This is a genomic window from Enterococcus sp. DIV1375a, from assembly GCF_051712205.1.
Lineage (GTDB): Bacteria > Bacillota > Bacilli > Lactobacillales > Enterococcaceae > Enterococcus > Enterococcus faecalis.
This window is the reverse complement of the sequence record NZ_JBIOOM010000001.1, coordinates 1,690,915-1,715,189: the sequence shown is the minus strand read 5'-3', so window position 1 is coordinate 1,715,189 and position 24,275 is coordinate 1,690,915. Positions and strand designations below refer to the sequence as shown.

18 protein-coding genes are annotated in these 24,275 nt (G+C 36.8%); all 18 read left to right on the top strand.

What is annotated here, in order from left to right:
* Positions 1-11: 11 nt before the first annotated feature.
* The 18 genes from IGJ63_RS08440 to glmS all read left to right on the top strand — a co-directional run bounded on the left by IGJ63_RS08440 (position 12) and on the right by glmS (position 24,110).
* On the top strand, positions 12-1,442 hold the full coding sequence (locus tag IGJ63_RS08440) for an O-antigen ligase family protein (protein ID WP_002369109.1): 1,431 nt from the start codon (positions 12-14) through the stop codon (positions 1,440-1,442).
* A gap of 54 nt (positions 1,443-1,496) precedes the next feature.
* A complete protein-coding gene (locus tag IGJ63_RS08435; protein WP_002425966.1) occupies positions 1,497-2,321 on the top strand; it encodes a LicD family protein in 825 nt (274 codons plus the stop codon).
* Between the two features lie 39 nt (positions 2,322-2,360).
* Complete coding sequence (locus IGJ63_RS08430; protein ID WP_002366937.1) at positions 2,361-3,332, top strand: glycosyltransferase family 2 protein; 972 nt, start codon at positions 2,361-2,363, stop codon at positions 3,330-3,332.
* A gap of 10 nt (positions 3,333-3,342) precedes the next feature.
* Complete coding sequence (locus IGJ63_RS08425; protein ID WP_002366935.1) at positions 3,343-4,764, top strand: lipopolysaccharide biosynthesis protein; 1,422 nt, start codon at positions 3,343-3,345, stop codon at positions 4,762-4,764.
* A gap of 92 nt (positions 4,765-4,856) precedes the next feature.
* Positions 4,857-5,816, top strand: a complete 960-nt coding sequence (locus IGJ63_RS08420; RefSeq protein WP_029656444.1) for a GDP-mannose 4,6-dehydratase — start codon at positions 4,857-4,859, stop codon at positions 5,814-5,816.
* A gap of 156 nt (positions 5,817-5,972) precedes the next feature.
* Positions 5,973-6,719, top strand: coding sequence for a glycerophosphodiester phosphodiesterase (locus tag IGJ63_RS08415; protein WP_438746262.1), 747 nt, complete (start codon positions 5,973-5,975; stop codon positions 6,717-6,719).
* Positions 6,720-7,649, top strand: a complete 930-nt coding sequence (gene miaA, locus IGJ63_RS08410) for a tRNA (adenosine(37)-N6)-dimethylallyltransferase MiaA (RefSeq protein ID WP_438746260.1) — start codon at positions 6,720-6,722, stop codon at positions 7,647-7,649.
* 3 nt (positions 7,650-7,652) lie between these two features.
* Positions 7,653-8,894 carry a GTPase HflX gene (gene hflX / locus IGJ63_RS08405; RefSeq protein ID WP_002425963.1) on the top strand — a complete coding sequence of 414 codons (1,242 nt, stop codon included), beginning with the start codon at positions 7,653-7,655 and terminating at the stop codon, positions 8,892-8,894.
* Positions 8,895-9,096: 202 nt separating this feature from the next.
* Positions 9,097-9,480 (top strand): MerR family transcriptional regulator, encoded by a 384-nt coding sequence (locus IGJ63_RS08400; RefSeq protein ID WP_002388239.1) that lies wholly within the window; start codon positions 9,097-9,099, stop codon positions 9,478-9,480.
* Between the two features lie 42 nt (positions 9,481-9,522).
* Positions 9,523-10,863, top strand: a complete 1,341-nt coding sequence (gene glnA, locus IGJ63_RS08395) for a type I glutamate--ammonia ligase (protein ID WP_002356929.1) — start codon at positions 9,523-9,525, stop codon at positions 10,861-10,863.
* A gap of 257 nt (positions 10,864-11,120) precedes the next feature.
* Positions 11,121-14,852: a pyruvate:ferredoxin (flavodoxin) oxidoreductase gene (gene nifJ, locus IGJ63_RS08390; protein ID WP_192445111.1), complete on the top strand. Its 3,732-nt coding sequence runs from the start codon at positions 11,121-11,123 to the stop codon at positions 14,850-14,852.
* Between the two features lie 196 nt (positions 14,853-15,048).
* Entirely contained in the window at positions 15,049-15,933 is an 885-nt protein-coding gene (gene cdaA / locus IGJ63_RS08385; RefSeq protein WP_002389035.1) for a diadenylate cyclase CdaA, read from the top strand.
* Positions 15,930-17,093: a CdaR family protein gene (locus IGJ63_RS08380; RefSeq protein WP_002374494.1), complete on the top strand. Its 1,164-nt coding sequence runs from the start codon at positions 15,930-15,932 to the stop codon at positions 17,091-17,093. Before cdaA ends, IGJ63_RS08380 begins: the two co-directional genes overlap by 4 nt.
* Entirely contained in the window at positions 17,086-18,441 is a 1,356-nt protein-coding gene (gene glmM / locus IGJ63_RS08375; RefSeq protein ID WP_002356936.1) for a phosphoglucosamine mutase, read from the top strand. The genes IGJ63_RS08380 and glmM overlap by 8 nt, the downstream gene beginning before the upstream one ends.
* A 229-nt stretch (positions 18,442-18,670) precedes the next feature.
* Positions 18,671-19,222 (top strand): ECF-type riboflavin transporter substrate-binding protein, encoded by a 552-nt coding sequence (locus IGJ63_RS08370; RefSeq protein WP_002356937.1) that lies wholly within the window; start codon positions 18,671-18,673, stop codon positions 19,220-19,222.
* A gap of 100 nt (positions 19,223-19,322) precedes the next feature.
* Positions 19,323-21,029, top strand: a complete 1,707-nt coding sequence (locus tag IGJ63_RS08365; protein ID WP_002419727.1) for an ABC transporter ATP-binding protein — start codon at positions 19,323-19,325, stop codon at positions 21,027-21,029.
* Positions 21,026-21,859, top strand: coding sequence for an energy-coupling factor transporter transmembrane component T family protein (locus IGJ63_RS08360; protein ID WP_002356939.1), 834 nt, complete (start codon positions 21,026-21,028; stop codon positions 21,857-21,859). The genes IGJ63_RS08365 and IGJ63_RS08360 overlap by 4 nt, the downstream gene beginning before the upstream one ends.
* Positions 21,860-22,301: 442 nt before the next feature.
* On the top strand, positions 22,302-24,110 hold the full coding sequence (glmS, locus tag IGJ63_RS08355) for a glutamine--fructose-6-phosphate transaminase (isomerizing) (protein WP_002419725.1): 1,809 nt from the start codon (positions 22,302-22,304) through the stop codon (positions 24,108-24,110).
* The last annotated feature ends 165 nt before the right edge of the window (positions 24,111-24,275 follow it).

Below are 24,275 nucleotides of genomic sequence, written 5' to 3'. Positions count from 1 at the left end.
AATTGGAGGATATGATGATTATTAATTTATCACAGCAGATGCAAAAAATAGAAAAAAGGATAGCTATACCATATATTGTTTTTTTTGAGTTAGTTCTAATTTGTCGAATGGTTAGCATTTATTCGACTTTACCAACAAAAATAGATTCATTATTTACCTTGATAATTATGCTATTGTCAGGTGTTTACTTCATATGTCACTTCTTGCCAATTTTTATAGAAAAAAAACAAAGAAGAATAGAATACTGGCTAATTGCTTTTATAGGAATTTTATTTTTAACAACATTTATTAATCATACGTATGCTTTTTCAGAGAACATTAAGTTGATCATTTGGCAATGTATCTTTTTCTTTTCCGTTTACGAAGTAGGACGTTCGAATGATAAATCTGTTTTTAAAGCTTTTGAGTATGTACTTTTAATTGTTTGGACTGCATTAGTCATCGTTGGGTTATACTTATTTTTTGCGCGAATCAGCTTTTCAAAACCAGTAGAGTCTTTGTATTACGGAATGAGAATCGGTTTTTTTGAAAATCGATTATATGGTGTTTTTGTGGAGCCTAACTATGCATGTACCATCTCATTAGTTTGTATTTTGGTTGGCGTGCGGAATTTTATTAATACCAATAGCAAATGGTTAAAAGTGGTTTGTGCAATGGTGATTTTTCTACAATTTAGTTATGTAGCATTGTCTGGATCAAGATCAGGAGTTATTCAGTTGATTTCAATGGTAATTTTCGGGATGTTCTTTACAATTTGGTTCTTTCAAAAAAATACATCCAAAGCAGTTATAAAAAAAGTTGTGCAAGCAGTATTAGTTTCTTTTTTCTGTGGTGCTATTGTTTTCGGGGGCTTACAGTTAATAGAAAAAGGGTATATTGCTGCTGCAAATTCAGTGAATATTGAAGTACCAAAAGTTTTAGATAATAAAGAAAATGAAATTCTAGGAAATAAGAAAATTACTACTAAGAGACCAGATGTTGAGGGGAAAGACGATATTTCAAATAGTCGATTTGCTCTTTGGCAAAGTGCGATAGATTTAATGAAATTAAATCCTATATTTGGCACTTCTCCAAAAGGTTTTGCAGATATAGCTAAAGATAAATTGCCTCAATCTCATATTGCTAAGACAGCTCAAACACCGCATAGTTTTTTCTTCTATTTATTAGCAGCTACAGGGATTTCAGGTACAATTGTATTTCTAATTTTCTTGCTATCTAAAATGTTTAACTCTGCTAAATTGCTGTTTAGCGTTCGAATTAAAAATTATATGGATTTTGTGTTAGATAACCAAATTGTGTTAGTCATTTTAATTTCTGGATTACTGATAACTGAAGTCATTTTAACAAGACGTTTTGCAACAGTTATCTTTTGGTTATACTTAGGTAAAATTCAGTATCGTACTGACATGGAAAATGATTTGATTAGAGGAAATGAGCAATGATGCTCATTTTTTCTACTATACAATTGATTATTATATAAGTGGGAGAGTAATATCATGCAAAAACTTACGTTAAACGAAGTTCAGGCGAAGGCTGTTGAAATATTAGTGTATATCGATAATATTTGTCGATCTAACAACTTGCATTATACATTATTTTATGGAACCTTGATTGGTGTAGAACGTCATAAAGGTTTTATTCCTTGGGATGATGATATTGATATAGTTATGCCAAGACCAGATTATGAAGTGTTAATTAAAATCCTTGAAAACGACTCTAACTATCAATTACTTTCTTTTGAAACAAGGAAACATTTTCGTTATCCTTTTGCAAAGTTAGTTGATCCTAATACTGTAGCTCATTCAAAACAATATTTTGGTGGAGAAGATAAGGACTTAGGAGTTTTTGTAGATATTTTTCCAATTGATGGCATCCCTGATAGTCAAAAGGAGAGAAATGAACTGAGAAATAAAACGGAACAGTATCGGTTAAACTTAATGGATACTTTAGGCTTAAGCTATGCGCGAAGTTTTTATCTTAGTAAGGCTTTAATAAAATTAATAACACGTTATCCTCATCATTTTAAAACAAAAAAAACAGGAAACGATCAATATTGGCGTGATTTATATCAAACGGAGGCAAAAAAAATCCCATTTGGAACAACAAATCATTGTGGTTATCTCGAATGGATTCATATAGATTGGGGTGTGTTTCCTAATGAGTGGTTTTTGGAATATGAAGATGTAGAGTTTGAAGGACATCAATTTATGGCCATTAAAAAGCGAAAACAATTTTTGACTTTACGCTATGGAGATTATATGAAAATGCCTCCGGTAGAAGAAAGAATCACTCATCATCCCTATGATTTTTACCAAAAATAAAGATTATTTATAGGCTTTTTAGAAAGAGGGCGTACTTAAATGGACCAACAATATACAGCAACTGTTGTTATGGCTACCTATAATGGAGAAAAAAACATCTTAGAACAGTTGGATTCTTTAAAAAATCAATCGAAAAAAATTGATGAAGTATTGATTTGGGATGATTGTTCTACAGATTCTACAGTTAAAATAATTGAAAAATTTATCTCTGAAAATAAATTAGGTGAAACGTGGCATTTGAAAATCAATAAGGAAAATTTAGGTTGGCGCAAAAATTTCTTTAATCTATTGAATGCTGCTACAAAAGAAATTGTTTTTACTTGTGATCAAGACGATATTTGGGATGTATCTAAAATTGAAGTGATGTGTAACGCTTTTGTAAACACTGATGTCAAAGTTTTAGTAAGCGATTATACTGAATTAGTAGAACCGGGAGGATTAGCAGAGGAATTAAAAAAAATTGATTCAGTTAAACTGCCTAATCAAAAAGAAGAACAGGTTGTATTTAATGAAAACAATTTATTTTTACGTCGACCAGGTTGTGTATATGCAATTAGAAAGAGTTTTATTGCAAACGTTAATCTATACGCATCTGAAATGGAAAATCCTGTACATGATATGGCGATGTGGGGAAGTTCTTTACTAAGTGATGGGCTCTATATCGTTAGGGAAGAATTAATTAGATGGCGTAAACATGGACAAAGTTCCTTTAAAAAAGAAATTGATTTAGCTAAGAGACAAAACCACTTTGAAGAAAGATTGAATACTTTACGCCGGAGATTACAGCGTACAAAGGCTGCAAAGAATTATTTAAATAATCAACCACATGTTGAAGAATTTGAATATAAAGACAAAGTTCTTTCAAACTTGATTAAAGAGTTGAATATGCGAGTATCTTTATTAGAACGAAAAAAAATTATTCCGATTCTATGTGCCTTTTTTAAGTATCATCATAAGTTTTATTTTAGCACAGATATGTACCATATCATGAAATATAAAATTAGAAAGTGAGCATAATGCTATGAATTCAAAAGCAAAAATGGTGGCTAAAAACCTTTATTATACTGTGGCTGCAAATTTTGCAACGTTGGGTATTTCGGTTCTCTTAAATTTATTTGTTCCTAAGTTGCTAGGCGTTACAGAATACAGTTATTGGCAACTTTATGTTTTTTATTCTTCATATGTTGGATTTCTCCACTTAGGCTGGATTGATGGTATCTATTTAAAAATCGGGGGAGAAGAATACGAAAATTTAGATAAAAGAAATCTCGGTTCTCAATTCTGGTATTTAGCGATTTTTGAATGTTGTATTTCTGCTTTTGTCATTCTTTGGGCTTACTTTTTCATGCCGAAAGAATATCAAGGGATTATTTTGATATTGACGGCCATTGTTTCAGTAATTACAATTGCAAAAACGTTTATTCTGTATGTTTTTCAGTCAACAAATCGTATTAAGGAATATGCTCAATTATCCAGAAATGATCGCTATTTATATGTCCTGTTCATTGCAATTTACTTTGCATTAGGAGGACGAGATTTTTATTGGCTAATCATTATGGATATACTTTCTAAACTGATTATTACGGTTTGGGGAATGTTTAGAGTTAAAGACATGTTGCGTGTGAACATGATGAGTTTGAAGGAAGTTACTCCTGAAATAGTTGATAATATTAACATAGGTAGTAAACTAATGCTCAGTAGTATAGCAAGTATGCTAATAATGGGAACCATTCGCTTTTTTGTTCAACAGCGTTGGACTATCGAAACCTTTGGTAAATTGTCCTTTACTTTAAGTTTATCAAATATGTTTTTAACTTTTATTAATGCTGTTGGAATTGTAATGTTTCCGTTGTTAAGACGGACAAATAAAGAGCGATTGCCGTCTTTATTTGTCACATTAAGAGGTGTTTTTGTTCCGTTGACGTATGCAATTCTGCTGTTATATGTACCCGTCAAATTTGTTTTAGGTATGTGGTTACCCGAATATAGCGAGAGTTTGAAATTTATGGGAATTCTATTTCCTATAGTTATTTATGAAGGTCGGATGTCTTTACTAATTAATACGTATTTAAAAACGTTGAGAAAAGAAAAAACAATTTTATTTGTTAACGTATTGACACTTGCCTTGTCGTTAATCCTGTCGCTGTTTGTGATTTTCGTTGTTGGGAACTTGAATTTAACTGTTGGGTTGATATTAGTAAGTTTAGCATTTCGTTGTAATTTAGCGGAAATTTTTCTATGCAAAGATATGAACGTTAAAATAGGTAATAGTACTGTATTGGAAACGTTGGTTACATTATTGTTTATCTTTAGTAATCTTTGGTTTGGCGGTAGTATTTATAGTTTCATTTCTTATGGAATTGTGTACATTATCTATTTCTTATTCATTCATAAGAGTTTTGTGAATAACGCAAAGAATTTAAAATATTTAGTAAAAGGTTGAGAAAGTTATTTTCTCTCCTTTTTTATTGAAAAAAACAAACTGTAGTCTTTGACACCTAAAAATGGTAAAATTAATGTATTATTTTAATTGGAGTGGGAAACTTGAGGAACTTTTTAATCACAGGCGGCGCCGGCTTTATCGGCTCAACCTTAGCAAATTATTATAGTAAAGACAATCAAGTTGTGGTCATTGATGATTTATCAATGGGCCAAACTGAAAATTTAAACGCATCTGAAAACATCACGTTCATTGAAGGTAGCGTGACTGATCAACAATTAATGGAAAAAGTACTACAAGAGTATCAGTTCGATTACATTTTTCACTTAGCCGCGATTGCTAGTGTAGCAGACTCAGTAGCACGTCCAGTGGAAACACACCAAGTCAATTTTGAGAGTGTGTTACAATTACTGGAATTAATTCGGAAATACCAGAAAGATTTAAAACGTTTGGTGTTTGCTTCTTCTGCAGCAGTTTACGGCGATGAGCCAACTTTACCAAAACAGGAAGAATCAGTAATTCGTCCGTTAACGCCTTATGCGGTGGATAAATTTGCTTCTGAAAAATATGTGTTAAACTATTGTCATTTATATGATGTTCCAACAAGCGCTGTTCGCTTCTTTAACGTTTACGGGCCAAACCAAAATCCTAATTCGCCTTATTCTGGCGTTATTTCGATTGTGATGGACTCTTACAAACGCTTATTAGCCAATCAAGAAGTGACATTCAATATCTTTGGTGATGGAAAACAATCTCGTGATTTTGTCTTTGTTGAGGACGTGGTTCAAGCGTTGAATCTTGTCGCTCATTCTGACCAATCACTTGGGGAAGTATATAATGTCGGAACAGGGAAAGCAACCGATTTAAATGAGTTAATTTCTTCTCTAAATGATATTATGAAAGTCACTTTACCAGTTGAATACAAAGAAGCGCGAGCTGGGGACATCAAAGATTCCTTAGCGGATATATCTAAATTACGTGCCATTGGTTATGAACCAAAATATAGTATCCAATCTGGTTTAGATAAATACGTTAATTATGAATTAAAAGATTAAGAGAATAAAAAGACCGATTTGAGACTAAATTGTTTATAAGACTTAGAGAGTAGAACATCAGTCGCTTTGATTGATGTCCTACTCTTTCTTTTCGTTTTTCCTATATTTGAACCCACCTCACTCCAATGGTACAATAAACAAGATTGGAGTGAGGGCATGACAGATATTATTGCACATCGAGGAAGTAAGGGCACCCATCCTGAAAATACGTGTATTGCTTTCAGAGAGGCTGTTCGTGTTGGTGCTGAAGGAATTGAATTAGACGTTCACCTATCTAAAGATGGTTATTTAATCGTTATGCATGATGAAACGGTGGATCGTACGACAGATGGTCATGGTGAAATTCAACAGTTAACATTAAACGAATTAAAACAACTAGACGCTGGAAGCTGGTTTCAGAAAAATCCTTCTGTTCAATGTGTTCCAACATTGGAAGATGGTTTAAATTGTCTTGTAGAAGAACAATTCAATGGTTTTTTGAATATTGAACTTAAAACGGATATTATCCATTATGAAGGAATTGAGAAAAAAGTCGTCCAACAAATGAATCAAAAAAACTGGCCGTTTCGTTATTTATATTCCAGTTTTTATTTTCCAAGTTTAGTTAAATTAAAAAAAGCTGATCCTAAGACAGAAATTGCCTTTATTTATGAATCTGCAGAGGATTTAAGTCAAGCGGGACCGGCATTTGCGCTTGTCGATAGTTTACATCCAAAATTGTCATGGGTGTTGGCTCATAAAAAAGAACTTATCACAATTGGCAAACCGCTGCGGCCATGGACTGTTAATCGGATGGAAGAAATGGAAAATTGTTTTCAGCTAAAATTGGCGGGTGTTCATACGGATTTTCCTGAAGAAGCAAAATTTGCTCGTCAAAATTGGCAAGAAGAAGGAGAAACATAATTGGAGAAAGTATTAGTTATTGTAGGACCCACCGCGGTGGGGAAAACAGCATTAAGTATTGCTTTAGCAAAAAAATTTAATGGTGAAATTATTAGCGGTGACTCCATGCAAGTTTATCGCTCGTTAGACATTGGCACCGCTAAAGTCACAGAAACAGAAAAAGAAGGGATTCCTCACTATTTAATTGATTGCCGTGAAGTCAGCGAGACTTATTCTGCTGCTGATTTTCAGAGAGAGGGTCGTCAAAAAATCAAAGAAATTACTGAAAAAGGGAAACTATCAATTATCGTTGGAGGAACAGGTTTGTATATTCAATCACTTCTTTATGATTTTCAACTAGGAAGTCGTGAGATAGATGACTCGCCTGAAATTAGAGAAACGTACAATTTATTTGCGGAAGAAAAAGGGAATCAAGCCTTATGGCAGTTATTAAAACAAAAGGATCCTCTAGCGGCTAACAGCATCCATTTTAATAATCGCAAAAAAGTGATTCGTGCGTTAGAGGTCTTTGATAAAACCGGTTATAGTATTTTGACCCCGAAGGAAAAACCAGCTCGTCTCTATGATTATTATTTATTAGGTTTGGAAACAGATCGCGCTTTATTGTATGAGCGTATTAATCAGCGGGTGGATCAAATGATGACAAAAGGACTGTTGGAAGAAGCAAAACAGATGTTTCAGCAACCACATGCACAAGCAGCTCAAGGCATTGGCTATAAAGAATTTTTTCCGTATTTTTCCGGTGAACAATCATTAGAGATGGCGGTTGAAACAGTCAAACAGCAATCACGGCGATATGCCAAACGTCAATTGACTTGGTTTAGAAATCGAATGGCTGCGCATTGGTGGGATTTGGTTCAACAGCCAACAGATTTGCCCAAGTTGGAAAAAGAAGTAGCGGAATGGCTACAACAGAAGGAGAGTGAGTAGGCGATGACCACTCATGAAAAAGTTATTTTAGTAGGAGTTGAGACGGAAAAAAATTATCAGACATTTTCTGCATCAATGGAGGAACTGGCGAATTTAACGGAAACTGCTAATGGAGAAGTGGTGTTTGTTTTAACGCAAAAACGACCACAAGTTGATCGACAAACCGTAATCGGTAAAGGGAAATTGGAAGAATTAATTCAATTAACAGATGCCTATGAAGCGGATCTTGTGATTTTTAATCACGAGCTCACACCGCGTCAAAATCAACTGTTATCTGAAGCGTTAGCTGTACGAGTAATTGATCGTGTACAATTAATTTTGGATATCTTTGCTTTGCGTGCGCGCTCCAAAGAAGGAAAGTTACAAGTTGAATTAGCACAATTGGATTATTTATTGCCTCGCTTGGCTGGTCAAGGAAAACAGTTGTCCCGACTTGGAGGAGGTATTGGGACACGCGGGCCTGGTGAAACAAAATTAGAGTCGGACCGCCGACACATTCGGAATAAAATCTTAGGCATCCGTCGTGAGTTAAAAGAAGTCACTGCTCATCGTGAACGAAGCCGCCAAAAAAGACAAAATTCAGAACTATTTCAAATTGGCTTGATTGGTTATACCAATGCTGGCAAATCAACCATTCTCAACATGTTGACGACAGCAGGAACTTATTCAGAGGATCAATTGTTTGCAACGTTAGATCCTTTAACCAAAAAATGGCAATTGCCTCAAGGCATGGAAGTTACTCTGACAGATACGGTCGGCTTCATTCAAGATTTACCAACACAACTGATTGAAGCCTTTCAGTCGACATTGGAAGAAAGTCGGACGATGGATTTACTGCTCCATGTAGTGGATGCAAGTGCGCCAGATCGGTTACAACATGAACGCACAGTTCAAACATTGATGAAAGAATTAGCGTTGGAAAATATTCCGTGCTTGACGGTTTATAATAAAAGAGATCAAGTGGACAGTAAAGAATTTGTCCCAACCTTATTTCCCAATGTATTGATCTCAACTAAAATTTCTGAAGATAAAGAACGACTGGTTCAAGCTATCCGTGCCCAAATGATGGAATTACTCGAGCCTTATCAATTAGAAATTAGCCCAACTGATGGACAACTATTAAGTGAACTTCGCCGGATGACACTAATGGTTTCAGAAGAATATGCTGAAAATGAAAATCGGTATATCGTGAAAGGATTTGCGAAAAAAGAGTCTAAATGGTTGGCTGAATCCGAAAAAGAATAAAAAATGGTAAGTTGATTAGAAATGATTTGTAAAAACAAATCATTTCTATTTTTTTGATTAGTAGTAGAAAATTAGCCGTGAAAAGATGGAAAAGTCCATATTTATCAGGTTTTTTGTTTTATGTTAGAAAATCTAACATAAGTTCTTGACAATTTGTCATTCTATTGTTATTCTAAGAAATAACTAAGAGAGGAGGATGGAGATGAGAGAAAAAGAGTTACGCCGTTCCATGTCAGTTTTTCCAATTGGTACAGTTATGAAACTAACGGATTTGACCGCTCGACAAATTCGCTACTATGAAGAACAGGGATTGATTCATCCAGAACGTAGTGAGGGCAACCGACGCATGTATTCTTTAAATGATATTGATGTTTTGTTAGAAATTAAAGATTATTTATCTGATGGATTGAACATGGCAGGGATTAAGCGTGTGTATGAAATGAAATTAGAAGAACAAAAAAACACCGCCGAGGCAACTCGTCCGTTAACTGATGCAGATGTTCGTCAGATTTTATACGACGAAATTCTTTCGCAAGGAGGACTTACTCAGCAAAATCCGTTCCAATCGAATGTACCAAGGCTTTAACGTTTCAGCAGCCAATAAAAATGAAGGATGGGGATCAGACCGATGACAAGAAAAGCCAAAACGGCAGAAGAGATTAAACATATTGCAGAAGAAGAAAACGTACGTTTTTTACGACTAATGTTTACCGACATTATGGGAACAATTAAAAATGTTGAAGTTCCTGTGAGTCAGCTAGATAAAGTATTAGATAATAAAATGATGTTTGATGGGTCATCCATTGAAGGATTCGTTCGTATCGAAGAAAGTGACATGTATTTATACCCTGATCTATCTACATGGATGATTTTTCCGTGGGAAAGCGACCATGGAAAAGTTGCGCGCTTAATTTGCGATATTTACAATCCTGATGGTACCCCTTTTGCTGGAGATCCCCGCGGTAATTTAAAACGCGCCTTAGCAGATATGAAAGAATTAGGCTTTACTTCTTTTAACTTAGGACCAGAACCAGAATTTTTTCTATTTAAATTAGATGAGAATGGTGAAATTACCACTGATTTGAATGATAAAGGTGGCTATTTTGATTTTGCGCCAACCGATTTAGGTGAAAATTGTCGCCGTGATATTGTTTTAGAGTTAGAAAGTTTAGGCTTTGAAGTGGAAGCTTCGCATCATGAAGTAGCACCTGGTCAACATGAAATTGACTTTAAATATGCTGATGTAGTTGATGCTTGCGACAATATTCAAACGTTCAAATTAGTTGTGAAAACTATTGCGCGCAAACATGGCTTGCATGCAACATTTATGCCAAAACCTTTGTTTGGAATTAATGGTTCTGGTATGCACTGCAATATGTCATTATTTAATGAAGAAGGTAATGTTTTTTATGACGAGTCAGGAGAGATGGGCTTAAGCCAAACTGCGTATCATTTCTTAGGTGGTTTATTAAAACATGCCCGTGCCTATACTGCGGTATGTAACCCAACAGTGAACTCTTATAAACGCTTGGTACCAGGTTATGAAGCACCTGTTTATGTAGCTTGGAGCGGCAGAAATCGTTCACCACTCATTCGAGTTCCTGAGTCTCGTGGTTTATCGACTCGTTTAGAGTTACGTTCTGTCGATCCTTCAGCGAATCCGTATTTAACAATGGCTGTCTTATTACAAGCAGGTTTGGATGGTATTCGTAATGAACTTACGCCACCGCCAGCAGTTGATCGTAACATTTATGTGATGAATGAGGAAGAACGTCAACATGCACAAATTGAAGATTTGCCATCAACCTTACACAATGCCATCAAAGAATTACGTAAAGATCAAGTAATGATTGATGCATTAGGTCGTCACATTTTTGCCAATTTTGTAGAAGCAAAACGAATGGAATGGGCAGCCTTCCGTCAAACCGTTTCTGAATGGGAAAGAGAACAATATTTGGAGTTGTACTAAAAGCCGTTACTTTTAATAATCTTAATGTTTAGAAAGAGGGAGATAAGTCGAAACGCTTATCTCCCTCTTTCATTCTTTAGTTTGTGAACGAATAGATAATTTCTATTTCACAAAATAAAGTAATTTTAATTCAGTGAAATAGTTTGTTTATAGGGGATAAAGTGGTTTTTTCTCAATTTCTCTTTTATTTTTAAGCAAAAAAATTGACAAAATCTTTCATAATTTGTGAAATTCCGCTATAATAAACAAGAATATGCGTGCAACTATTCTATTTTTTAGATATAAAGGATGAGAAAAACATGCGGAAAATGAAAACAATGGATGGGAATGCTGCAGCAGCTTATATTTCCTACGCCTTTACAGAATTAGCAGCCATTTATCCAATAACACCAAGTTCAACAATGGCTGAGCTTGTTGATCAGTGGTCGGCCGAAGGTAAGAAAAATATCTTTGGTCAACCTGTGAAAGTAGTCGAAATGCAATCGGAAGCTGGTGCTGCCGGGGTGGTCCATGGCTCTTTAAAAACAGGCGCGCTTACCACGACCTATACGGCTTCACAAGGGTTACTTTTAATGATTCCTAATATGTACAAAATAGCTGGAGAACTATTACCATCTGTTTTTCATGTGGCGAGCCGAGCTTTAACTACGAATGCTTTAAATATTTTTGGTGATCAAGGAGACGTAATGGCCGCACGCCAAACAGGCTTTGCTATGTTGTCAGAAAGCAGTGTACAAGAAGTGATGGATTTGGCACCAGTGGCTCACTTGGCTTCGATTGAAGCGAGTGTTCCATTTATGAACTTTTTTGATGGCTTTAGAACAAGTCATGAAATTCAAAAAGTGGCAGTTCTTGACTATGAAGAATTAGCACCCTTAGTGAATCAAGAGAAATTAGCCGAATTTCGTCGTCGAAGCATGAACCCGAATCACCCTTCCGTTAGTGGAATGAACCAAAATCCAGATATTCACTTTCAACAACGAGAAACAATAAATCCTTATTATGAAAAATTACCTGGTATTGTTCAAAAATATATGACAGAAATAAACCGGTTACGGGGAACCAATTATGATTTGGTGACGTATTATGGCGCAGAAGATGCAGAAGAAGTGATCGTTACAATGGGTTCAGTTGCGCAAACAATTGAACAGACTGTTGATTATTTACAAGAACAAGGAAGAAAAGTTGGTTTCCTTAATGTCCATCTTTATCGACCATTTCCAGTTGAAACATTTCTCGAAAAAATACCACAATCAGTTAAAGCAATTGCTGTTTTGGATCGGACGAAAGAGCCTGGTGCTGGTGGTGAACCGTTATTATTGGATGTTCAAAGTGCGATGTATGAAGCGGACATTCGCCCAACAATTATTGGTGGGCGCTATGGTTTAGGTTCTAAAGATGTACTGCCAAATCAGATTGTTGCGGTTTTTGATGAATTAATGAAAGAACGTTCTGCCATGAAGAAGCGTTTTACAATTGGGATTGATGATGATTTAACTTATACTTCATTAGAAGTTGGCAAACCACTTGATTTGACGAATCCGAAAACCTATCAAGCTAAATTTTGGGGCTTTGGTTCTGATGGCACAGTAGGGGCGAACAAGTCAGCAATTAAGATTATCGGTGATCATACAGACAAGTTTGCGCAAGGCTTTTTCTATTATGATTCAAAAAAATCAGGCGGGTTGACCGTTTCTCATTTACGTTTTGGCGAGACGCCTATTCGTTCAACGTACCTCATTGAACATTCTGATTTTGTAGCCTGTCATACAGCCGCTTATTTGCATACCTATGATTTAGTAAAAGGGTTAAAAAAAGGCGGTACTTTCCTCTTAAATACCATTTGGAATGATGAACAACTAGCACGATTTTTACCAAATCAATTAAAACGGTATCTAGCTGAAAATGAGATTCAGTTTTATACAATCAATGCAGTAAAATTAGCTAGTGAAGTCGGACTAGGCGGCCGAATTAATACCGCAATGGAAACAGCTTTCTTCAAATTAGCGGAAATCATGCCTTTTGAGCAAGTGTTACCAATTTTAAAAGAAGAAGCACTGAAAAGTTATGGTCATAAGTCCATGAAAGTTGTCGAAAAAAATATTCAAGCAATCGATAAGACCGTTGAATTGTTGCATCAGGTACCTGTTCCAGAAGAGTGGAGAACGCTTGAAGTTCAACCGCGAAAACGTTCAGAAAATGTTAGTGATTTTGTTCATGAAATTGTTGAACCGATTAATCGTCAAGAAGGCAATGCGTTATCTGTTGCGACACTAGCGAAAAATGGGATGACAGATGGGCGGATGCCTTTGGGAACTGCGGCAGTTGAAAAACGTGGGGTGGCATTAGAAGTACCTGAATGGATTAGCGATCGATGTACCATGTGTAATGAGTGTGCCTTTGTATGTCCCCATGCGGCGATACGACCATTCTTAGCCGATGAAGAAGAAATGACTGAAGCTCCAGAAGGATTCATTGTGCGTGATCTACGTGGTGCCGACGGCTTGAAGTATCGTATCCAAGTCTCAGTCAAAGATTGTACTGGCTGTGGTCTTTGTGTTGAAGCCTGTCCAGCTAAAGGCAAAGCTTTAGTAATGAAACCTTATGAAGAAGAAAAAGAGCAGGCTATGAACTGGGCGTTTGCTATGACGTTACGTCAAAAGGAAAACCCAGCAAAACCGAATACTGTTTTAGGTTCACAATTTAATAAACCTTTATTAGAGTTTTCTGGTGCTTGTTCTGGTTGCGGCGAAACGCCTTATGTTAAATTATTGACGCAAATGTTTGGTGACCGAATGCTGATTGCTAATGCCACAGGTTGCTCATCGATTTGGGGTGCTGCAGCGGGTGTGACACCTTACACTACGAATGAACAAGGACAAGGTCCAGCCTGGTCAAATTCTCTTTTAGAGGATAATGCCGAGTTTGGTTACGGCATGTTGTTAGCAACGCAAGCGCGTCGCGAACGTTTAGCTAGTAAAATGACCAAAGCTTTTTCTGTAGCCAGTGACTCATTGCGTCTATTGATGGAAGATTGGATAGCACATCTGTCCGAAAGTGAAGGTACGCAACAACGTGCAGCTAAATTACGTGCAGCTTTGCTTGAAGAAAAAACGAATCAACCTTTATTGGAAGCAATTTATGACGATCAAGATCTTTTTGTCAAACCAAGTCAGTGGATGATTGGTGGGGACGGCTGGGCCTACGATATTGGCTACGGCGGGATTGACCACGTGTTAGCCAGTGGCGCGGATGTAAATATGTTAGTTCTAGATAATGAAGTCTATTCCAACACAGGTGGCCAAACTTCCAAAGCAACTCCTGCATCAGCGATTGCGAAATTTGCTGCCAGTGGGAAATATGCTTCTAAAAAAGATTTAGGGATGATGGCAATGACTTATGAAAATGTCTATGTCGCTCAAATTGCCTCAGGTGCAAACCAAATGCAGACGATTAAAGCTTTTGAAGAAGCAGAAAAATTCCCTGGACCATCGATTATTATTGCTTATACACCATGTATTACACATGGTTTAGCAGGTGGGATGAGTCAAACGTTGAAAGAAGCGAAAGATGCAGTTCATTCAGGTTACTGGTCTTTATATCGCTATAATCCATTATTGCGAGAAAAGGGCAAAGAACCAATGACATTGGATTTCAAAAAACCAGATTTTTCATTAATGAAAGAGTTTATGCGCCAACAAGTTCGCTTTGCATCCTTAGAATCTAGTCAACCAGATACAGCGGAATTGTTATTTAATAAAACAATTAATGATGCTAAGAGACGGTTCTATAATTATGCTCGTTTAGCTGGTCAAGAAGAAAAAATTCGAGCAAAACTTGAAAAACAAAGTGAACCAGAAATAACTGCGCCAGAGAACGAGAAGCCACGAGTGAAAAAGGAACGCGTAGTTGATCCGGAAGCGGAAGCAAGAAGGGCTGCCCGCCGCGCAGAACGAGCAGCCAAGAGAAAACAACGTGAGCAAGATTAAATAGAAATCAAAAAAACGTGTCTGAGCTTTTTGCTTGGACACGTTTTTTAGTTAGAAATGCGATTTTTTGATGAAAAATTTCAAGTTATTTGAAAAAGTTCCTAAATTTTTTTGATGTTTCCGCTTGCGTTCTGTGATGAAAGAAAATAATGTGGTATACTTGTTAGGAAATCTTGAGAGAGAAGTGAGGGGTATGATGTCGTTTCAATTGAATCAATTATTAGATTTGAATTATTGGCAGCAAGTCATCTCAACGGATTTCTTATCTAAGGATTTTGTTATCAATATCATAGATATCCTAGTCGTATGGTACCTCGTTTACAAATTAATCATGCTTGTTCGTGGAACAAAAGCAGTTCAACTATTAAAAGGTGTCGCTGTTTTTATCATTATCCGCATTCTAAGTGAGATAATTGGTCTACATACATTATCTTGGTTAATGAATCAAGTCATCATGTATGGTGTAATCGCCGCGGTTGTTATTTTTCAACCAGAAGTGCGAAGAGGGCTGGAACATCTAGGGAGAAGTTCGTTTTTCCGCCCGAATAAAGGTGCGCAACAAGAAGATGAGCGTATTATTCAGGCCTTTGACAAAGCCATTCAGTACATGTCAAAACGGAAAATTGGTGCTTTGATAACCATTGAGCGCAATACTGGTTTAGATGAATACATTGAGACAGGTATTGATTTGGATGCCGATATTACTGGTGAATTACTGATTAATATTTTCATTCCAAATACACCACTACATGATGGTGCAGTGATTATCAAAAATGAAAAAATTGCTGTTGCTAGTGCGTATTTACCGCTATCAGAAAGCAATTTAATTCCAAAAGAATTTGGAACGCGCCATAGAGCCGCAGTCGGTATCAGTGAAGTCAGTGACGCCATTACGATTGTTGTTTCTGAAGAAACTGGTGACGTTAGTTTGACGTTGAACAATGAATTAATTCCTGGCCTAACGCAAGAAGAGTATTTAACAATTTTGCGTAAGGAGTTAATTTCGGAATCATCGGAAGATAAAAAAAGTGCTTTACAGCATTTTATCGATGATGTAACAAAGGGGGTTAAACGCAAATGAGAAAAGCCTCCCAAAAAAGCTGGTTTAATGGTTTGCTTTCATTGCTGTTTGCATTGTTGTTATTTTTTAATGCCAATGCAACAGGCAATAATCCCTCCAATTCAGGTTCAAGCCAAACGTATAGTGAAACACTGAATAATATTCCGGTCCAAGTCCAATACGATAAAGACAAATATTATGTCTCTGGATTTGAAGAGAGTGTAAATGTTCATTTACGTAGTGCGAACCGCATTCAATTAAACATGGAATCAAATGCTGACACACGAAATTTCCAAGTGGTCGCAGACTTAACCAAATTGCCATTAGGAACTTCGGAAGTGCCTTTGACAGTTCGGGGACTAAGTTCAGCTGTTACAGCTGAAATTGAACCGAAAACAGTGACTGTAACGATTGAAAAGAGAGTAACAAAAAAATTCGATGTAGAAGCACAACTTTCTGATAACATTGAAAAAGAAGGGTACAAAGTAAAAAATATTTCTGTAGATCCAAAAACTGTAGAAGTAACAACTGGAGAAGAAACAGCAAAAGCAATTGACAAAGTGATTGCGCCAGTCTCAAGTGCCAAACAAACAATTGATACGATTAAACAAACGGTAAATGTCCAAGCGCTAGATGCTAAAGGTCAAGTCCTAAGTATCGAAAATCCAGCACCACAAGTCAAAGTAACAGTAGGCTTAACTGCGCCAACGAAAGATGTACCACTGAATGTTAGTATGACAGGTACGCCACCTGCTGGGATCGCTCATTACAATTATAGTTTATCAACGTACCAAGTTAGAGTCAGTGGCCCGCAATCAATTTTAGATACGCTAGAATCAATTGAAGTACCGGTAGATATTTCTGATATTCGCAAAGAAACAAAACAATCAGTGACTATTCCCGTTAATGGAGAATACGTAGTTACACCAGATGAGGTTGACGTTTCTTTAAGCCCCGTGTACAATCAACAACAGTCATCAAATACAAATGAAACTTCAGGGGAACCTGCAAGTTCAACAACGGTTGGCTCAGGTAGCCAAGCAGTACAACCAAGTACATCCAGTCAAGTAGAATCAAATACTTCTGAAACAACAAGTGAGGGATCAACAGTAGAAAGTACAACTGCTGGTTCAACTGAAAATACAGAGAATCAAGTGACTAAGGAGAATCAAAATGGGTAAATATTTTGGAACAGATGGTGTAAGAGGAATTGCAAATAAGGAGTTAACACCTGAATTAGCTTTTAAATTAGGGCGTTACGGTGGTTATGTGTTGAGTCAACATGAAGATAGTTCAAGAAAACCTCGTGTTCTCGTAGGCCGCGATACACGTATTTCAGGTGAGATGTTGGAACAAGCATTGATTGCTGGGTTATTATCAGTCGGGATTGAAGTTTTCCAATTAGGGGTGATTTCAACACCTGGTGTAGCATATCTTACTCGTTTACAAAAAGCATCCGCTGGCGTAATGATTTCAGCTTCACATAATCCTGCGGAAGACAATGGGATTAAGTTTTTTGGGGCAGACGGCTTCAAATTAGTAGACGATCAAGAAGCAGAAATTGAAGCATTGTTAGACGCAGAAGAAGACACCTTACCAAGACCTTCTGCAGAAGGCTTAGGCTCGTTAGATGAATTTCCAGAAGGCTTACTAAAATATTCGCAATTTTTAGTTCAAAGTATTCCTGGCGATTTAGCAGATATGACTGTTTGTTTAGATGCTGCCAACGGAGCAACCGCAACAGCAGTCAATCGTGTCTTCGCGGATTTAGAGACAGATTTCTATACAATGGGAACAAGTCCTAATGGATTGAATATCAATGATGGTGTGGGTTCCACTCATCCTGAAGCTTTGGCAGAAATGGTTGTTGAAAAAGGCGCAGATGCTGGTTTGGCTTTCGATGGCGACGGCGATAGAATTATTGCGGTCGATGAATTAGGACGAATTATCGATGGTGATAAAATCATGTATATTTGTGCCAAGTATTTAGCTGAGAAAAAACGTTTGAAAAAAGATACAATCGTTACAACAGTGATGAGTAATCTAGGTTTCCATAAAGCTGTAGAAGAAATTGGCTTAAAAGATGTGGTAACGCAAGTGGGTGATCGTTATGTTGTAGAAGAAATGCGTAAAAATGATTACAATTTTGGTGGCGAACAATCTGGTCACATGATCTTTTTAGACTACAATACAACAGGTGATGGCATGCTTTCAGGGATTCAATTGTTGAATGTTATGAAGCAAACGGGCAAAAAATTATCTGAATTAGCGGATGAAGTGACGATTTATCCACAAAAATTAGTCAATATTCGTGTCACAGATAAAAATGGTGCAATGGAAGTTCCAGCAATCAAAGCAGTTGTCGAACAAGCAGAAGCAGAAATGAATGGCGAAGGTCGTATTTTAGTTCGTCCTTCTGGAACAGAACCATTGTTACGTGTGATGGCCGAAGCGCCAACACAAGAAAAAGTTGATTATTACGTTGATAAAATTGCTGAAGTAGTACGTGCAGAAATCGGCGTTGAATAAGAACCAATTAGAAACCAGACACTTAATGCTAGCTTGCGTTAAGTGTCTGGTTTCTTTGTTGGAAATCAAAAAAAGAAAATAGCTAATAAGCTCCGTCTATCATTGACATAGAGCGGTTAAAAGGGTACTATTTTAGAAGTAAGATGCACCGTGTATCTTCTTTTTTTATTCGATAAAATCAAGAAGGGAGCGGCTGTAAATCAATGGAGTTATAGAATGGAGGAGCGAAATGAAAGAAAAAATGTCCGTCAAGACAATTGTAGCAATTGGAATTGGCTCTGCAGTTTTTGTTATTTTAGGTCGATTCGTTGTGATTCCAACTGGGATTCCTAATACGAACTTAGAAACGTCGTATCCATTTCTTGCTTTAATGTCAGTTGTTTTTGGACCAGTAGCTGGAGGGCTAATTGGTTTGATTGGTCACACATTAAAAGATTTTACCACGTATGGTAGCGCTTGGTGGAGCTGGATTATTTGTTCAGGAATTATTGGTATTATTTTTGGCTTCGCTGGTCGTAAAATGGATCTTCAACATGGTGAATTTACAACAAATGACATGGTGCGTTTCAATATTTTCCAAGCCTTTGGCAATATCGTCGTTTGGGGCTTAATCGCGCCTAGCTTGGATATTTTGATTTATAGTGAACCCGCAAGTAAAGTGTTTACACAAGGAGTATTCGCGACTGTTTCAAATATTGTCGCTGTGGGGATTATTGGAACATTGTTGATGAAAGCTTATGCATCAACAAGAACAAAGAAAGGCAGTTTATCAAAAGATTAAGAAACTGTCGAAATAATTTAAATGGTTAGGAGTCTGCCCTAGTAATTACTTTGCTAATGCTCAGACCCTTTCTTTTATGGAGAAACTGAGGTGAGGCCGAATGAAAAAACCAATCATTACTTTTAATAATTTTTCCTTTCAATATCATAGCCAATCTGAACCGACATTAAAGGGGATTCAATTAACCATCTATGAAGGAGAAAAGGTTTTAATCGTTGGGCCTAGTGGTAGTGGTAAATCAACATTGGCGCAATGTATCAACGGGTTAATTCCCAATATTTATGAAGGTGAGATTCAAGGAACAGCTACGGTTGCTGGTAAAAATATCCAAGAAACAAGTCTATTTGATTTGTCTTTTGATGTAGGAACTGTTTTGCAAGATACCGATGGGCAGTTTATCGGTTTAACGGTTGCTGAGGATATTGCTTTTGCTTTAGAAAACGATGCAGTTGTACAAGCAGAAATGAAAAAGGCGGTCCACAAATGGTCCGAGATTGTTGAGCTGAATCAGTTATTGCAACACCGTCCACAAGATTTGTCAGGTGGTCAAAAACAACGTGTATCTATGGCGGGCGTTCTAATTAACCAATCAAAAATTTTACTTTTTGATGAACCTTTGGCTAATCTTGACCCACGAGCGGGACAAGAAACAATGACTTTGATTGACACCATTCAACAAGAAACAAAAGCGACTGTTTTAATAATAGAACATCGCTTAGAGGACGTTCTTTGCGAATCAGTTGATCGAATTATTGTCATGAATGAGGGCGCAATTATTTCTGATACAACGCCAGATGAATTGTTACGTCAAGATACGTTGACCCAACAAGGGATTCGTGAACCTTTGTACGTTACAGCCATGAAATATGCTGGGATTGATTTAACACAAGTTAGTCATTTAGACAAATTAGCCGAAGTATCAGGCGAAACAGTTTTGTCCAAAATGACACAGTGGTCTGTCCAACCTAGTTCAGTTAGTGCAGTCAAAGGAGCTGAACTATTACGTTTGGAACAAGTGTCCTATCAATATGATCGTCACGGTGAAAAAGTGTTAGATGACTTCTCAGTAACTATTCATCATGGAGAAATGATCAGCATTGTAGGAAAAAATGGTGCCGGGAAGTCTACACTTTCTAAAATAATTTGCGGGTTCATCACGCCTCAATCGGGCAAAATTTTATGGGAAGGCCAGGATTTTTCCAATTATTCAATCAAAGAACGTGCAGATAAAATTGGTTATGTGATGCAAAATCCCAATCAAATGATTTCTAAAAAAATGATTTTTGAAGAAGTAGCTTTAGGATTAGTTTTACGAGATGTGCCACAAGCAGAAATTGAGGAACGTGTGACGAATATTTTACATATTTGTGGGCTGTATCCCTTCCGGAACTGGCCGATTTCTGCGTTGAGTTTTGGGCAGAAAAAACGGGTAACTATTGCATCAATCTTAGTTTTAGAACCTGAATTATTAATTTTAGATGAACCAACAGCTGGGCAAGATTTTAAACATTATACAGAAATGATGACATTTTTAGAAGAATTGAACCGCTTAGGTGTGACTATTTTAATGATCACTCACGATATGCACTTAATGTTGGAATATACAACACGTGCGTTAGTAGTTTGTGATGGACGTTTACTAGCAGATGCGACTCCAGTTGCTGTTTTAACAGATGAAAAATTAATTCAAGCAGCTTCTTTAAAAGAAACGAGCTTGTTTACCTTTGCTAAAGCGTTAGGCTTGGAAAATCCCTTGCTATTTACGGAAAAATTTGTTGCTTACGATCGTGAGGTGCGTTTTGGATGAGTGAACGACAAATGTTAGGCTATCATCCTGATTCAACCTGGATTCATCGCTTAAACGGCACAAGCAAATTAGTCTTTTTAATCGTTGTCTCTGTGGCTTGTATGACCACGTATGATACTCGTTATCTGTTAGGAATGTCTGTGGTTTCGCTTGTTTTGTTAAAATTATCAAATATTAAATGGCATCAAATATCTTTTGTTATTAAATTTATTGCTATTTTTTCTTTGTTAAATATCTTAACGGTTTACCTTTTTGCACCTGAATATGGGGTTGATTTATATCAATCACGTACCGTGATTTGGGAAGGAATCGGACGGTTTACTTTGACACAAGAAGAATTATTTTATGAATTTAATTTAGTTTTAAAATATTTCTGTACGATTCCGTTGGCATTAATCTTTTTATTAACAACAAATCCTAGTGAATTTGCCTCCAGCTTGAATCGAATTGGTGTGAGTTATCGGATTAGTTATGCAGTAGCGCTGGCTATTCGTTATATTCCCGATATCCAAGAAGATTTTTTTAATATTTCTTTAGCACAACAAGCGCGAGGTTATGAGATGTCTAAAAAGGGACGGTTAGGCCAACGAATCAAAGGCGTAGCACAAATCGTTTTACCCTTAATCCTATCTAGTTTAGATCGAATTGAAACTGTGAGTACCGCTATGGAATTAAGGCGTTTTGGTCAAAAGAAAAATCGAACGTGGTATGCGCAACAACCTTTTCATCTGCGTGATTTTTCGGTAATGATACTTGCCTTGTGCTTATTAGGAATCAGTTTCTGGTTGTTCCATGTGAATGGTGGACGGTTTTATAATCCATTCCAATAAATAACAAATTGATAAGGTTCTATAAATAGAACGGATATTTTTTTATTATTAAGAATCTAGTACTTTCTCTTACTATGAGTTTACTAGATTCTTTTTTTACAACTTTAAAGAACTAGACCAATTTTAGTTTTTTAGATTTTTGTTGACAAGCACCTACTTTTAATTGTATTATTGTTTATGTTTCTACGGAATATATTTGCAAAGGAGGTATATAGACCAATATTGGATAGCGCCAGACCTGAACGTTCAGGTGACGAGGAGAGAGCTTATCGAAGATTCGGCGGGTGGCTCTAGGGACTGCACTCTACAGATAACAAAGAAAAACTAATTGTGAAGTTAGAACAAAGCGGTTATCACGCAGGTAGAAACATATAATGGGATTTGCTAGTTAAACAGGACCTAGTAAATACAGAATTTCAATTGGAAAGTAGGAATTAGCATTATGTGTGGAATTGTCGGAATGATTGGGAAAGAAAATGTCACGGAAAGTTTGATTCAAGGATTAACAAAATTGGAATATAGAGGTTATGATTCTGCTGGGATTTGTGTGAATGATCAAAGCCAACAGCCCCATGTAGTTAAGGCAGTTGGGGGCATTGCCGATTTAGCAGCAAAATTAACGCCAGAAATCGATGGAACAGTTGGTATTGGTCATACTCGTTGGGCCACTCATGGCGAACCAACTGTCGCCAATGCACATCCCCATGTTTCAAGCGATCAACGCTTTGCATTAGTGCATAATGGTGTCATTGAAAACTTTGAAGAATTAAAAGAACAATTTTTAAGTGGTGCTCACTTAATTGGTGATACAGATACTGAAATCGTCGTTCAATTAATTGCTCATTTTGCTGAAAATGGTTTTTCAACAAAAGATGCTTTTAAAGCGGCTTTAGCCGAAATTAAAGGTTCATACGCTTTTGCTTTAATGGATAAAATGGACCCCAATACTATCTACGTAGCGAAAAATAAAAGCCCGTTACTTATCGGTCTAGGTGAAGGCTTTAATGTTATTTGTAGTGACGCGATGGCGATGATTAAAGAAACCAATCAATTTGTTGAGATTGTTGATGGTGAAATTGTAACTGTTACAGCGGACAAAGTAGTAATCGAAACGCCAGAAGGACAAGTAATCAACCGAGAACCTTTTGAAGCGCAATTAGATTTAAATGACATTGAAAAAGGAACATATCCGTTTTATATGCTCAAAGAAATTGATGAACAACCTGCAGTGATGCGCAAAATTGTTCAAGCGTATACTCAAGGTGAAAAAGTGACTTTAGATGAGGCGTTACTTGGAAAAATTAATCAATGTGATCGAATTTACATTATTGCTTGTGGAACAAGTTATAATGCAGGTTGGGTCGGAAAATCTTTAATTGAAACGATTGCCAGTATTCCTGTGGAAGTTCATTTATCAAGCGAATTTGGCTACAACATGCCTATTTTATCTGAAAAACCGTTCTTCATTTTCTTAAGTCAAAGTGGTGAAACGGCAGATAGTCGCCAAGTACTGGTACAGGTTAATGAATTAGGGCATCCATCACTTACATTAACAAATGTTGCTGGCTCAACATTATCACGTGAAGCGGACGATACCTTGTTATTACACGCAGGACCAGAAATTGCTGTCGCTTCCACCAAGGCTTATACTGCTCAAATCGCTGTCTTAGCTATTTTAGCAAAAGCAATTGGCGAAGAACGCCAAACATTAGCAGCCGTCTCATTTGATGTGGCTCACGAATTGAGCGTGGTAGCAGCTGTCATGGAAACCTTGATTGATGAAAAACAACAAATGAAAGCCTTAGTGGAAGATTATCTGACGTATACTCGAAATGCCTTCTATATCGGGCGAGGAGTCGACTATTATGTGTCGATGGAAGCGGCCTTGAAGTTGAAAGAAATTTCCTACATTCAAGCAGAAGGCTTTGCGGCAGGTGAATTGAAGCATGGAACGATTGCCTTAATTGAAGAAGGAACACCTGTGATTGGGATTGTGACAGATGCCAAAGTCGCAGCGCATACAAGAGGCAATTTAAAGGAAGTTGAAAGTCGTGGAGCAAGAAATATTGTGATTGCCTTGGAATCCTTGGCAAAACCACAGGACCAACTGATTATTCCAGATGTTCATCCGTTACTTTCTGCCTTAGTTAGCATTGTTCCAGGCCAATTATTAGCGTACTATGCAACTTTACAAAGAGGCTACGATGTTGATAAACCAAGGAACTTAGCCAAAAGTGTAACTGTTGAGTAAATCAAGAACCTGAGAGAGATGTTTAACGGGTTCTCATAAGTTTTTGAGCGTGGAGCAAAAATCCAAAGTGATTTTTGTCCCACGCTCAAATATTTTTTATAAAAGAAAGATATTCAGTCAAAAATGAAAGATTCCAAAGAAATTCTTTTTTTCCGTTGAAAACTG